The following is a 13,447-nucleotide window of genomic DNA, read 5'->3' on the forward strand; positions in this document are numbered from 1 at the left end:
AGCCCGCAACGCGCAAGCGTCGCGGGCCATCGACGACTACGGGAGCGTCAGCGCTTCAGCGCCTTGCGCGCACGCGCGATCAACGCCGATGTCGACGAGTCGTGCCTGGCCGGATCGACGCTCGCGGCAGTGATATCGGCCTCGACGACCTTGCCGAGAATCTTGCCGAGCTCAACGCCCCACTGATCGAACGAGTTGATGTCCCACACCGTGCCCTGCACGAGCACCTTGTGCTCGTAGAGCGCGATGAGCGCGCCGAGCGTCTGCGGCGTGAGGGCATCGAGCATGATGGTCGTGGTTGGCCGGTTGCCGGGGAAGCTCAGATGCGTCGCCAGTTCTTCCTTGCCAGGACCGGCAACCTTCTTTGCTTCTTCCAGCGTGCGGCCGAGCATCAGCGCTTCGCTCTGCGCAAAGCAGTTGGCGAGCAGCTTCGCGTGATGATCGACGAGCGGATGCTCCGGCGTCAGCACGGCGATGAAGTCGATCGGGATGAGCGTGGGGCCCTGATGCAGCATCTGGAAGAACGCGTGCTGGCCGTTCGTGCCCGGCTCGCCCCAGATGACGGCCGCCGTCGGATAGTCGACCATCTTGCCGTCGAGCCGCGCGGACTTGCCGTTGCTCTCCATCTCGAGCTGCTGGAGGTATGAAGGCAGATAGTGCAGCGCCTGCGAATACGGCGCCACCAGATCGCTCTGCGAGCCAAAAAAGTTGCGATACCAGATGCCGATCATGCCCATCAGCACGGGCAGGTTCCTGTCGAGCGGGGCGGTGCGGAAGTGCTCGTCCATCGCAGCCGCGCCTTGCAGGAGCGCGTCGAAATTTTTCGGGCCGACCGACAGCATGATCGAGAGACCCACCGCCGACCACAGCGAGTAACGGCCGCCGACCCAGTCCCACATCTCGAACACGTTTTCTTTCGCGATACCGAACTTGACGACTTCAGCCGGATTCGCCGAGACGCCAACGAAATGCTTCGACAACTGATCGTCGGGACAGCCGGACTTCAGGAACCAGTCGCGCATCGAATGCGCGTTGGTCATCGTCTCGAGCGTCGTGAAGGTCTTGGAGACGACGATCGCCAGCGTCTCCTCGGCGTCGACTTGCTGAAGGACGTTCCAGAGATCGGCGCCGTCGACGTTCGATACGAAGTGCGTGTCGAGATCCTTCGAAGCGAGATGATGCAGCGCATGCACGACCATCTTCGGTCCGAGGTCCGAGCCGCCGATACCGATGTTTACGACGTGACGGATGCGCTTGCCGCTATAGCCTTTCCATGAGCCGTCGCGCACGCGATCGGAGAAGGCGGCCATTTTGGCCTTTTCCTTCTGCACCTGCTCGTAGAAAGGCGCGTCGGGCGACTGCGCGCGCAGCGCGGTATGCAGCACCGCGCGATGTTCGGTGATGTTGACGATATCGCCACGGAACATCGCGTCGCGGCGTTCGGTGACCTTGGCCTGCTGGGCGACCTCGACGAGCAGCTTGAGCGTTTCGTCCTTGACGCGGTTCTTGGAGAAGTCGATTGCGAGGCCGCCGCCTTCGAAGGTCAAGCGCTCGGCGCGCGTCGGCGCGGTGTCGTTCTGAGGCCCGAACCAGTCGCGCAGGCGCTCGCCGGAGATGGCATCGTAATGCGACTGGAGCGCCGACCAGGCAGGAAGCGAATTGAGCATCGAGTTTTGGGTCATGAGCGGTCCGATAGTCTGAGAGTGACAGAGGAATACGTTCGTGCGATTGCGGCTCGGCTTGCCTGTGCGTGTCGTGTTTGGTGAACGCGACTAAACGGCCGCGGTTGCCCGAATCAAAAAAGAGTATAGCGACGATGCATGACCGGATGCTTGCAAAGCGTCACGGGGACTTCGCGGGCGTGCGCCCGCAAGCCTTCAGCTTCGCGCGTGCTGCGCGTAAAAGCGGCGGTTGATGAGACCGCGCACGGCCGGCGCGAGTTCGCCCGCGGTCAATCCCGCCGGGCCCATGCCGTCGTCGGTAAGTGTCTGCGCGGCAAGGCCATGCAGATAGACGCCCGCGAGCGCGGCTTCGTAGGCCGGCAGTTTCTGCGCGAGCAATGCTCCGATCAATCCGCCGAGCACGTCGCCGGTGCCGCCTGTCGCGAGACCGGCGTTGCCGGTTGGATTCACGCAGACACGTCCGTCGGACGACGCGATTACGGTGCCCGAGCCCTTGAGCACCGCGATCGCCGCATAGCGCGCGGCGAGCTGGCGCGCGGCGGCGATGCGGTCGGCCTGAACGGATTTCGCGTCAGTCTGCAAGAGACGCGCCGCTTCGAGCGGATGCGGCGTCAGGATGCACGGATCGCCCTTGGCGCCGCGTGTCGCGACGGCGGAGGCGAGCGCGTCGTCTTTGGCGACGAGATTGAGCGCGTCGGCATCGAGCAGCTTCGGGATGTCGAGCTTGAGCGCGTCCGCCAGCACGTTTTTCGCGCGCTCGCTCGTGCCCATGCCGCAGCCGATGGACAGCGCGTCCATCGTGTCGGGCGCGAAGCCGGCGGCGCGATGCAGCATCAGCTCGGGATGCGGCGGATCATAGGGCGGAAAGCCTTCGCCCAGAAACGCGACGTGAACCTTTCCCGCGCCGCCGTAGAGCGCCATGCGCGCGGCGAGAATCGGCGCGCCGCACATGCCGGTGTCGCCGCCGATGACCGCGAGCGAGCCGAACGTGCCCTTGTTGGTCGCGTTGTCGCGCGGCGGCATGCATGCGCCGAAGAGTGCGGGCGCGTTAAGCGTGATCGAAGGCGCGGTGCTCGAATCGACCTCCAGCGTCGACACGAAGAGCCGTCCCGTCAGATCGCGGCCTTGCGACGTGAAATGCCCCGGCTTCGCGCCGATGAACGTGATGGTGTCCGTCGCGCGCACGGCTTCGCCGCCGTTCACGGGTGTGCCGGTGTCGCTGTTCAGGCCGCTTGCGATGTCGAGCGCGAGCACGCGGCCTGAAGCGCTGGAACGGCGCGCCATGCGCGCGGCGATATCCGCGAATACGCCGTCGAGCGCGCGCGTGAGGCCGATGCCGAACATGCCGTCGACGAGCCAGCCGAAGCCGTCGAACGATGCGGGCGGCTGGCCGTCGATCGGCACGCCCGCAGCGCGCGCCGATTCGAGCGCCCAGCGTGCGTCGTCGGGCTTGACCTCGACCGGCATGCACACACGTACCGCAATGCCGGCGCGATGCAGTTGCTCCGCCATCACGAGCGCGTCGCCGCCGTTGTTGCCGGGGCCGGCCACGAGCCACACCGGCCGTGCGCGGGAGTCGGGATCGTTCTCGAGCACGTCGATGAGGCATTGCGCGGCGGCCGCCCCCGCGCGCGCCATCAGCGTGTGCGGCGGCAGCGCCGCAGCCGCACGCGCTTCGAGCGCGCGCAGCTCGGTAAGCGTCAGCAGCGCGAGGGGATCGTCTTTGGGGCTGAAGTAGGGTGAGCGGGCAGCGGTCATGGCGGCGGGCGGAAGGGCGCTTCGAGAATCGAGTCGGTCGGGAATCCGGCGTCGCCGCAGCAATCGTGCCCGTCGCGGCGGTGCGCGCCGCGCGGTGACTGCTGCTTGCTAGAAGCGCTCGATGCTCATCGCCGCGAGCGCGCTGGCGGGAATGTCGGGCGTAACGCCGGAGACGAGGTCCGCGATCACTTTAGCAGACCCGCATGCGAGGCCCCAGCCGGCCGGGCCGTGCGCCGCGTTGACGAAAAGCCGCGGATGGCGCGTCGCGCCGACGACCGGCAGCCCGTCGGCGGTGATCAGTCGCAAACCATCCCACGCGCGCGCGGCGGACACTCGCGCCGCGCCCGGAATCCAGTCGTGCGTGCCCTGACCGAGCAAATCGAGCGCGCGCCGGGCCAGCGTGGCGTCGAGCGGCTTGTCGGCTTTGGAGGCGCTCTGAAACACGCCCGCGCCGCCCACGCGCAGCCGCTGGTTCACGCGCGTCATCGTGATGCGCTTGATCGTATCGACGACCGTGAGATGCGGCACGCGCTCCTCATAGGCGACGGGCGCAGTCAGCGTGTGCACGCGCAGCGGAAAAAGCGAGGACGCCGACCGGATGCCGCCGATGAGCCCGGGCGTGCCGGTGCCCGCCGCGACGACGATCGCGTCCGCGGTGATCAGCTCGACCTCGGCGCTGCGCTTCTTGCCCTCGCTCGGATCGGCGAGCTCGACGGCGGCGCGCGCGCCGTCGAGCCGCACCGACGCGACGCTCCGGTGCATGCGGAACTGCACGCCATCGTCTTCGAGCACCTGCTTCAGTTGCTTGGTGAAAAGCGGGCAGTTCGCGGTGCGCTCCTCGGGCAGCAGCACGCCGCCCGCGAACTCGGGGTAGTCCGGCACGGAAGGTTCGACGGCGACGCATTCCTCGGGCGTCAGCAGCCGATACGGCACGCCGCAGCCCTTGAGCAGATCGATGGCCGGTTGCGCGTCTTCGAGCTCGCGCGGCTGCCGGAACACGTGCAGCATGCCGCGGCGTTGTTCGAAATCGAGTTCCAGGCGGCTTTCGATGTCCGCCAGCACGCGCCGCGACAGATCGACGAGCGGCTGCAGATGCGCGTACTGCGCAGCGAACGCCTCGGGATCGCGAAGCGCCGCGAGTTGCTTGATGAAATCGCGGGCGGCCGAGTCGAACCCGGTCTTGACCACCATGCCGCTTTGCTTCGAGCGGCTCGATGCCATGAAGGTCGGCCCGAACCAGACATCGAGCGGCGATGGCAGCAGTGCGCCGCCCTGGCCGTAGGTGGCGCCTTGCGCGACGGTCGCGTGGCGCTCGATCACGCAAACGCGATGACCTGCCGCGTGCAACTGGCAGGCGGTGGCGATGCCGGCGATTCCTCCGCCGATGACGATGACATCCATGACTTTTTGTGCCCGAAGGCGCGAGATTGCAGTGCTGCGCGGTGTGACGCGCGGGAGCGAAGCGCCCGACGCCGCGCGCCTTGACGGTAAAACGACGGATCCTGAAGCGCGGCTCGGCGCGCCGGACCCGAAGAGCGCGCCATGATAGCGCCAAAATCGTTTGCGAGGGACGGCAAGCCGCGCGGTCATGCGGTGCGCGACTCATCAAGTTTGCCCCGGCCTTGTGCGTCCAGGTGATTTCGGGATGAGAACCGATTGGGTTCGCCTCGCCGCGCGCCGCCGCACAGCGCCGGGACGGACCGCCCGGCCCGATTTCGAGACGCTTCCGGGTTATAATCGCGGTCTTCCTTTCGCCTCACGCCGTTTTGCGCGCTCGAGTCCGAATTTGCGATTTTTTCGATTCGCAAAAAAGCGAGCGTCGCGCGAGCGGCACACAGACGTCATCGACGCACCGTCACAATGGCCCACTTCTCGTGTTTCCCCGGCGCTTCGGCCCTCTCCGATTTTCGTCAAACCCGCCTTCTCGAAACGCTCGCCCGCATCGACGCGAATATCGTCGGCGTGCGCGGTCAGTTCCTGCATTTCGTCAACGCGTCCGAGCCGCTCACCGACGATGACAACAGCCGCATCGATGCGCTGATGCACTACGGCGCGCCTTTCGACGCATCGCAGGAGCGCGGCCAGGTCGAGACCTTCCTGGTCGTGCCGCGCTTCGGCACGGTTTCGCCGTGGGCGAGCAAGGCGACCGACATCGCGCATCACTGCGGGCTCGATAAGGTGCGGCGCATCGAGCGCGGCGTCGAGTACTCGGTCATCATGAAAAGCGGCTTTCTCGGCGGCAAGAAGGCGCTGTCGGACGAAGCGCGCGCCGCCGTCGCGGATGCGTTGCACGACCGCATGACGGAAAGCGTCGCGGCATCGCGCGATCAGGCGCTGCATCTCTTCGATGAACTGCCCGCCAAGCCCTTGCAGACGGTCGATATCATCGGCGCGGGACGCAAGGCGCTCGAAGCCGCGAACACCGAACTCGGCCTCGCGCTCGCGGAAGACGAAATCGATTATCTGGTGAACGCATTCGAAGGGCTGAAGCGCAATCCGACCGACGTCGAACTGATGATGTTCGCGCAGGCCAACAGCGAACACTGCCGCCACAAGATCTTCAACGGCGAGTGGACCATCGACGGCGAGAAGCAGGACATGTCGCTGTTCCAGATGATCCGCAATACCGAAAAGCTGAATCACGAAGGCACGATCGTCGCGTATTCGGACAACTCGGCGATCATGCGCGGCGGCATCGCGCAGCGCTGGTTCCCGCGCGGTCGCGACGAGCAGTATCAGCGTCATGTGGAACTGACCCACACGCTGATGAAGGTCGAGACGCACAATCACCCGACCGCGATTTCCCCGTTCGCGGGCGCGGCGACGGGCTCCGGCGGCGAAATCCGCGACGAAGGCGCGACGGGCCGCGGCGCGCGTCCGAAGGCCGGTCTTGCCGGCTTCACCGTGTCGAACCTCGATTTGCCCGGCGCGCGCGAAATGTGGGAAAACGATCGCGATGCCGCGGTGCCGCTCGCATCGCGCAATCCGGCCGACCAGAACGAGCCATACGGCCGGCCCGACCGCATCGCCTCGCCGTTGCAGATCATGATCGACGGGCCGATCGGCGCCGCGGCCTTCAACAACGAATTCGGCCGGCCGAACCTCGGCGGCTATTTCCGCACCTACGAGCAGAACGTCGCGGGCCGCGTGCGCGGCTATCACAAGCCGATCATGATCGCGGGCGGCATCGGCAATATTTCGGACCAGCACACGCACAAGAACGATCTGCCGGCCGGCACGCTGCTGATCCAGATCGGCGGTCCGGGCATGCGCATCGGCATGGGCGGCGGCGCGGCGTCGTCGATGGCGACCGGCGCGAACACCGCCGAGCTCGACTTCGATTCGGTCCAGCGCGGCAATCCGGAAATCCAGCGCCGCGCGCAGGAAGTCATCAACACCTGCTGGCAGATGGGCGAGGGCAATCCGATCCTGTCGATTCACGATGTCGGCGCGGGCGGCATTTCGAACGCCTTCCCGGAGCTCGTCGATGGCGCGGGCAGAGGCGCGCGCTTCGAGCTGCGCAAGGTCCAGCTCGAAGAAAGCGGTCTCTCGCCGCGCGAAATCTGGTCGAACGAAGCGCAGGAACGTTATGTCCTCGCGATCTCGCCCGCCGATCTGCCCGCGTTTCAGGCGATCTGCGAACGCGAACGCTGCCCGGTGGCAGTCGTTGGCGTGGCGACCGAAGAGCGGCAGTTGAAGCTGATCGACGAAGCGAACGAAGGTCAGGAACCCGTCGATATGCCGATGGACGTGCTGCTCGGCAAGCCGCCCAAGATGCATCGCGACGTGAAGCGCGAGCACGCGCAGTTCACGCCGGTCGACGTGACCGGTCTGCCGCTGTCGGCGGTGGCGGTCGATGTGCTTAAGCATCCCACGGTCGCGAGCAAGTCGTTCCTCATAACCATCGGCGACCGCTCGGTCGGCGGTACGACCGCGCGTGATCAGTTCGTCGGCCCGTGGCAGGTGCCCGTGGCCGATTGCGCCGTCACGACGATGGACTACGCAGGCTTTCGCGGCGAAGCGATGACGATGGCCGAGCGCACGCCGCTCGCCGTCATCGACGCACCCGCATCGGGACGCATGGCGGTGGGCGAAGCGGTGACGAACATTGCCTCCGCGCCGATCGAATCGCTGAACAAGCTGAAGCTGTCGGCGAACTGGATGGCCGCGTGCGGCAGCGCGGGTGAAGATGCCGCGCTCTATGAAACGGTGAAGGCGATCGGCATGGAGCTGTGTCCGGCGCTCGGCATCAGCATTCCGGTCGGCAAGGATTCACTGTCCATGCGCACCAAGTGGCAGGACGCGCGCGGCGGTGCCCGCGAAGTCGTGTCGCCGGTGTCGCTGATCATCTCGGCGTTCGCGCCCGTGGAAGACGTGCGCCGTCATCTGACGCCGCAGCTCGTCAATGACGCCAACACGGTGCTGATCGCGATCGATCTGGGCCGCGGCCGCAACCGCATGGGTGGCAGCATCCTCGCGCAGGTGACGCAGCAGGTCGGCGATGCGGTGCCCGACGTCGACGACCCCGAGGATCTGAAGCGTTTCTTCGCCGCGATCCAGGCGCTCAACGCCGAAGGCAAGCTGCTCGCCTACCATGACCGCTCCGATGGCGGCCTGTGGGCGACGGTCTGCGAAATGGCGTTTGCGGGTCATGTTGGCGTGTCGCTGAACGTCGACATGCTGACGCTCGACGCCGAACACGAATCCGATTACGGCGACGCGAAGGACTGGGCGAAGCAGACGAGCGGCCGACGCGACGACCGCACGATCCGCGCGCTGTTCTCGGAAGAACTCGGCGCGGTGGTGCAGGTGCGCGCATCGGACCGCGACGCGGTGCTCGCCGCGCTGCGCGAGCATGGCTTGTCGGCGTGCTCGCATGTGATCGGCAAGCCGAACGAGAGCGGCGCGATCGAGATCTATCGCGACGCGAAGAAGATTTTCGATGCACCGCGCGTCGAGCTGCACCGCGCGTGGAGCGAAGTGAGCTGGCGCATCGCGCGTCTGCGCGACAACCCGGCCTGCGCGGATGCCGAATACGACGCGCTGCTCGATGCCGCCGATCCGGGCCTTTCGCCTCAGCTAACCTTCGATCCGGCCGAAGACGTCGCCGCGCCGTTCATCGCGACGGGAAAACGTCCGCGTGTCGCGATTCTGCGCGAGCAGGGCGTGAACTCGCACCTCGAAACAGCTTACGCATTCGACCGTGCCGGCTTCGACGCGCACGACGTCCACATGAGCGATCTGCTCGAGGGCCGCGCGACGCTCGCCGACTTCGCGGGCGCGGTCGCGTGCGGCGGCTTCTCATACGGCGATGTGCTGGGCGCGGGCGAGGGCTGGGCGAAGACGATCCGCTTCAATCAACGCCTCGCCGACATGTTCGCCGCGTTCTTCGGCCGCGGCGACACCTTCGCGCTCGGCATCTGCAACGGCTGCCAGATGATGTCGAGTCTCGCGTCGATCATTCCGGGCGCGGAAAACTGGCCGAAGTTCACGCGCAACAAGTCGGAGCAGTTCGAGGCGCGCTTCTCGCTCGTCGAGGTCGAGCGTTCGCCGTCGATCTTCTTCGCCGGCATGGAAGGCTCGCGCATTCCGGTGGCGGTCGCGCACGGCGAAGGTTTCGCCGACTTCTCGCAGCAGGGCGATCAGGCGCAGGCGCTTGTCGCGATGCGCTACGTCGATCATCGCGGCAATGCGACGGAGCAATATCCGTTCAATCCGAACGGCTCGCCGCAGGGCATCACGTCCGTGACGACGCCCGATGGCCGCTTCACCGTGCTGATGCCGCACATGGAGCGCGTGCATCGCAACGTGCAGATGAGCTGGACGCCCGATGACTGGACCACCGACGGCAGCCCGTGGCTGCGGGCCTTCCAGAACGCGCGACGCTTCCTCGGCTGATTGCGAAGGCGTCGGACGAAACACCCCGAGGGGTGTTTCGTTTTTTTAGCGCTAGCCAGAAGCAACAAAGCCGCCCGAGGGCGGCTTTGTCATGGCTCGCAGATGGCGAACGGAAGGATCGAGCAAGCGCGCTTACTTGATCACCGCTTTGCTGCGCAGACCTTCTTCGAACGCCTGCAGTTTTTCCTGCTGGATCTGCTGCGCGATCTGCGTCTTGACCTGATCGAGCGGCGGCGGGGCGACTTCGCGCGAATCGTCCAGGCGGATGACGTGCCAGCCGAACTGCGTCTTCACCGGCGCCGGCGTCACTTCTCCCTTCTTCAGCTTCTCCGCGGCCGCGCCGAATTCCGGCACATAAGCCGAAGGCGACGACCAGTCCAGATCGCCGCCATTCTTGCCCGATCCCGGGTCTTTCGAATATTGCTTGGCGAGATCCTCGAAGCTCGCGCCCGCCTTGATCTTCGCGATCAGGTCCTTCGCCTGCGCTTCGTCTTCGACGAGGATGTGATGCAGATGCAGTTCCTTGCCGCCGCCGTTCTGCTTGACGAGCTGGTCATAGCGCGCCTTGATCTCGGCGTCGGTCGGCGTGTTCTTCTTCACGAAGTCTTCGATGAGCGCGCGCAGCACGACGGTCTGCTGCGCCACCGCGACCTGCGCCTTGACATCGGGGCGCGTCGCGACGCCTTCGCGCGCGGCTTCCTGCATCAGGATTTCGCGGTTGATGAGTTCCTCGCGCACAGCTTGCTGAAGCTGCGGCGAATTCTGCTGACCCTGCGCGACGAGCTGCTTCACGAGCGCATCGGCGCGCGACGTGGGAATCGGCGTGCCGTTGACGACGGCGACGTTTTGCGCAAAGGCGGGCGCAGCCGCGAACGCAGCCAGCAACACCCAGACGCGGGTTTTTTTCAAAGTCATCGGAGGTTCCTAACTGAACAAACAGACGCCTTTAAAGGCGAGTTTCAAGAAGCAAGGCTTAAGCGGTGACGCGCGCGCGTGTCTATTCGAATTGTTCTGCGAACTCCTGCGGCGTGTAAGCCCGGATCGCGAGCGCGTGCACGCCGCGCCGCATTTCCTCGGCCAGCGCATCATACACCAGTCGATGCCGCGCCACGCGCGCCTTGCCGGCGAAGCACGCCGCGACGATCGTCACCGTGTAGTGGCTGCCGGCGGCCGCGCCGGCGTGGCCCGCGTGCGCGGCGCTGTCGTCGTCGATATGCACCGACTGCGGTTGCAATGCCTCGGTCAGACGCGCTTCGAGATGCCTGATCTTGTCGTTCGCCGACGCGCTCATGAAATCGAACGATGCGCTCATTGTCCGTCCTCCTTCATGTACTTCGCGAGCCAGAAGCTCTGCAAGACGATGAACACGACGAGACAGCCCGTCGCGCCGAAGAGCTTGAAATTCACCCACTGATCCGTGGTGAAGTTGTACGCGACGAAAAGGTTCACGATGCCGAGCAGCGCGAAGAACACCGCCCACGCGAGATTCAGTTGTCCCCACACGCGATGCGGCAGCACGATCTGCTTGCCCATCATCGCCTCGATCAGATTCTTTTTGAAGCCGATTTGCGCGACGATCAGCGCGAACGCGAACAGCCAGTAGAGCGCTGTCGGCTTCCATTTGATGAAGGTGTCGTTGTGCAGCACGAGCGTCGCGCCGCCGAATACGACGACGACGCCGAGACTGACCCACAGCATCGGATCGACCTTGCGATGACGGAACGCGACCCAGGCGATCTGAACGAGCGTCGCCGCGATCGCGACCGCCGTCGCGGTGTAAATTCCCCAGACCTTGAATGCGACGAAAAAAAGAATGATCGGAAACAGATCGAACAGAAATTTCATTGGCGTCCGGACGTGATGGGCATCGGATGGATGCGAGGCGCATGAGGAAAGAACGCCCGCTCGAACGGGAGCGGGCGCCGGTACGGCTTGATGCACGGTCGCTCCCCGGAGCGCGCGTGCCGGGCTCGCGCTTACTTGGGTTCGAATTGTAGCGCAGCCGAGTTGATGCAATACCGCAGACCGGTCGGCGCGGGGCCGTCCTCGAATACGTGGCCGAGGTGCGCGCCGCAGTTCTTGCACAGCACTTCGATGCGAAGCATGCCGTGCGAGCGGTCGGTTTTCTCCTGGATCACTTCGCCGTTGATCGGCTTGAAATAGCTCGGCCAGCCGCAGCCGGCATCGAACTTTGTGGCGGATTCGAAAAGCGGCGTACCGCAGCAGACGCAATCATAGACGCCGCGCTCGTCGTGATCCCAGTATTTGCCGGTGAACGGACGCTCGGTGACGGCGTGGCGCGTGACCTGATACTGCATGTCGTCGAGTTCGCGGCGATAGGTGGCGTCGTCCTTTTGCAGCGGATAGCTCGTCGGGGTGTCGTCGTGGCTCATGTCTTTCCTTTGGTCTGGCCGGGAAGGCCGTGTATATGAGGGCGATCCTACGAAGAGCAACTGACTTCGAGGTCGCTCGCCCAGTTGGGCGGCAGGCCGGCATAGGCCTCATAGTGGGGCTGTTCGTCGTACGGATGGCGCAGTACGTCCAGCAGGCGCTCCACTTCTGAAAAGTCCTTCTCGGCCGCGCGGCGGATCGCCTGTTCCGCCAGATGATTGCGCAGCACGTATTTCGGATTCACGCGATTCATGGCCTCGGCGCGTGCGGCGTCGTCGCGCGGCTCGTGCGCCAGGCGCTCGCGATACTGCGCGGCCCACGCATCGAACGCGGCGCGGTCGAGGAACAGATCGCGCACGGGTGCGTCGTGGCTCGCGTCCGATTTCGAAAGCTTCGACAAGTTACGGAACGTGAGCGTGAAGTCCGTGCGGTTCGCATGCATGATTTCGAAGAGGCCGTTGGCGAGCTTGTCGTCGCCGTCGCGCTCGATAGCGAGCCCGAGCTTCGCGCGCATCTTAGCGACGAGCGCGGGCCCGAAACGATCCTTGTATCGCTCCATCACTTTCTGCGCTTCTTCGACCACGCGCTCGGCGCGTCCTTCCTCCGGCAGGTTCTCGCCGAAGAGCGGGACGAGCGCCTGCGCGAGACAGAAGAGGTTCCAGTACGCCACTTGCGGCTGGCGGCCATAGGAATAGCGGCCCTGCGTATCCGAGTGATTGCAGATGTGATGCGCGTTGAAGGCGTCCATGAAACCGAACGGGCCGTAGTCGATCGTGAGGCCGAGAATCGACATGTTGTCGGTGTTCATCACGCCGTGGCAGAAGCCGACGCCTTGCCATTGCGCCATGAGATCGGCGGTGGAGCGCACGGCTTCGCCGAGCAGCGCGAGGTAGGGATCGTCGGCGTCGCGGCAATGCGGATGGAAACGGTCGATCACGTGATCGGCGAGCGTCCTCAGATCGTCGATGCGATCGTTCGCATAAAAGTGCTCGAAATGGCCGAAGCGCACGAAGCTCGGCGACACGCGCGTGACGATCGCCGCCGTTTCGATGGTCTCGCGGCGCACCGGCAGATCCGAGCCGATGACGGTGAGCGCGCGCGTCGTCGGAATGCCGAGATGGTGCATCGCTTCCGAGCACAGAAACTCGCGGATCGAGGAACGCAGCACTGCGCGGCCGTCGCCCATGCGCGAGTAGGGCGTGCGTCCCGCGCCCTTCAACTGCACTTCGAGGCGCTCGCCGGCGCTGACTTCGCCTAGCGTGAGCGCGCGGCCGTCGCCCAGTTGACCCGCCCATACGCCGAACTGGTGACCCGAATACACGGCGGCATAGGGCAGCGATTCGCCCGGCCAGTCGCGCGTCGGATTGCCGGCGAAGTATGCGGCGAATTCATTTGATTCGGCGCCGGTGGCGACGATCGGATCGAAACCGAGCGATTCGGCCATCTCGCGCGAAAGCCCGACGAGATACGGATCGGGCACCGGGGCGGCGGGAAGACGCGTGAGAAACGCGTTGCCGAGCGCAGCGAACGAACCGGGTTCACCGACTCGAATCGCGCCGGCGATTTCGCTCATGGAACGCGCCTCGGCGGGCGTCTCGTCGCGCGCCGCGCGCACGGCATTGCTTGGGGAAAACGACATATTGAGCGCCTCTGAGTTAAACGATATTGTAATTCCGCGCCCACGGGCCTGCACGAGCGCGGCCCGGCCATCCGACCAG

Annotated in this window: 9 protein-coding genes; 1 reads left to right on the top strand and 8 read right to left on the bottom strand. The window is 65.4% G+C overall.

What is annotated here, in order from left to right:
- Positions 1-47: 47 nt before the first annotated feature.
- The 3 genes from pgi to NCR38_RS06490 all read right to left on the bottom strand — a co-directional run bounded on the left by pgi (position 48) and on the right by NCR38_RS06490 (position 4,841).
- Positions 48-1,682: a glucose-6-phosphate isomerase gene (gene pgi, locus NCR38_RS06480; protein WP_250476618.1), complete on the bottom strand. Its 1,635-nt coding sequence runs from the start codon at positions 1,680-1,682 to the stop codon at positions 48-50.
- A gap of 195 nt (positions 1,683-1,877) precedes the next feature.
- Positions 1,878-3,440 (bottom strand): NAD(P)H-hydrate dehydratase, encoded by a 1,563-nt coding sequence (locus NCR38_RS06485; protein ID WP_250476619.1) that lies wholly within the window; start codon positions 3,438-3,440, stop codon positions 1,878-1,880.
- Between the two features lie 108 nt (positions 3,441-3,548).
- Positions 3,549-4,841, bottom strand: coding sequence for an FAD-dependent oxidoreductase (locus NCR38_RS06490; protein WP_250476620.1), 1,293 nt, complete (start codon positions 4,839-4,841; stop codon positions 3,549-3,551).
- A gap of 459 nt (positions 4,842-5,300) precedes the next feature.
- Here NCR38_RS06490 and purL point away from each other — a divergent pair, with 459 nt between their 5' ends.
- Positions 5,301-9,338: a phosphoribosylformylglycinamidine synthase gene (gene purL / locus NCR38_RS06495; protein ID WP_250476621.1), complete on the top strand. Its 4,038-nt coding sequence runs from the start codon at positions 5,301-5,303 to the stop codon at positions 9,336-9,338.
- A 132-nt stretch (positions 9,339-9,470) separates the two neighbouring features.
- On the opposite strand, the gene NCR38_RS06500 is transcribed toward purL, so the two are convergent.
- From NCR38_RS06500 to NCR38_RS06520, 5 genes are all read right to left on the bottom strand, one after another.
- Positions 9,471-10,253 (bottom strand): peptidylprolyl isomerase, encoded by a 783-nt coding sequence (locus NCR38_RS06500; protein WP_061117365.1) that lies wholly within the window; start codon positions 10,251-10,253, stop codon positions 9,471-9,473.
- A gap of 82 nt (positions 10,254-10,335) precedes the next feature.
- A complete protein-coding gene (locus tag NCR38_RS06505) occupies positions 10,336-10,650 on the bottom strand; it encodes a BolA family transcriptional regulator (protein WP_250476622.1) in 315 nt (104 codons plus the stop codon).
- A complete protein-coding gene (locus NCR38_RS06510; protein WP_250476623.1) occupies positions 10,647-11,183 on the bottom strand; it encodes a septation protein A in 537 nt (178 codons plus the stop codon). The genes NCR38_RS06505 and NCR38_RS06510 overlap by 4 nt, the downstream gene beginning before the upstream one ends.
- A gap of 131 nt (positions 11,184-11,314) precedes the next feature.
- Positions 11,315-11,731, bottom strand: coding sequence for a peptide-methionine (R)-S-oxide reductase MsrB (gene msrB, locus NCR38_RS06515; protein ID WP_061117362.1), 417 nt, complete (start codon positions 11,729-11,731; stop codon positions 11,315-11,317).
- A 47-nt stretch (positions 11,732-11,778) separates the two neighbouring features.
- Positions 11,779-13,302, bottom strand: coding sequence for a YdiU family protein (locus tag NCR38_RS06520; protein WP_250476649.1), 1,524 nt, complete (start codon positions 13,300-13,302; stop codon positions 11,779-11,781).
- Between the last annotated feature and the right edge of the window lie 145 nt (positions 13,303-13,447).

The organism is Caballeronia sp. INML1 (genome assembly GCF_023631085.1).
Classification (GTDB): Bacteria; Pseudomonadota; Gammaproteobacteria; order Burkholderiales; family Burkholderiaceae; genus Caballeronia; species Caballeronia turbans.

Excerpts from the sequence above, each read along its gene's own strand:
- pgi (WP_250476618.1), bottom strand. The coding sequence starts at position 1,682 with ATGACCCAAAACTCGATGCTCAATTCGCTTCCTGCCTGGTCGGCGCTC.
- NCR38_RS06485 (WP_250476619.1), bottom strand. The coding sequence starts at position 3,440 with ATGACCGCTGCCCGCTCACCCTACTTCAGCCCCAAAGACGATCCCCTC.
- NCR38_RS06490 (WP_250476620.1), bottom strand. The coding sequence starts at position 4,841 with ATGGATGTCATCGTCATCGGCGGAGGAATCGCCGGCATCGCCACCGCC.
- purL (WP_250476621.1), top strand. The coding sequence starts at position 5,301 with ATGGCCCACTTCTCGTGTTTCCCCGGCGCTTCGGCCCTCTCCGATTTT.
- NCR38_RS06500 (WP_061117365.1), bottom strand. The coding sequence starts at position 10,253 with ATGACTTTGAAAAAAACCCGCGTCTGGGTGTTGCTGGCTGCGTTCGCG.
- NCR38_RS06505 (WP_250476622.1), bottom strand. The coding sequence starts at position 10,650 with ATGAGCGCATCGTTCGATTTCATGAGCGCGTCGGCGAACGACAAGATC.
- NCR38_RS06510 (WP_250476623.1), bottom strand. The coding sequence starts at position 11,183 with ATGAAATTTCTGTTCGATCTGTTTCCGATCATTCTTTTTTTCGTCGCA.
- msrB (WP_061117362.1), bottom strand. The coding sequence starts at position 11,731 with ATGAGCCACGACGACACCCCGACGAGCTATCCGCTGCAAAAGGACGAC.
- NCR38_RS06520 (WP_250476649.1), bottom strand. The coding sequence starts at position 13,302 with ATGAGCGAAATCGCCGGCGCGATTCGAGTCGGTGAACCCGGTTCGTTC.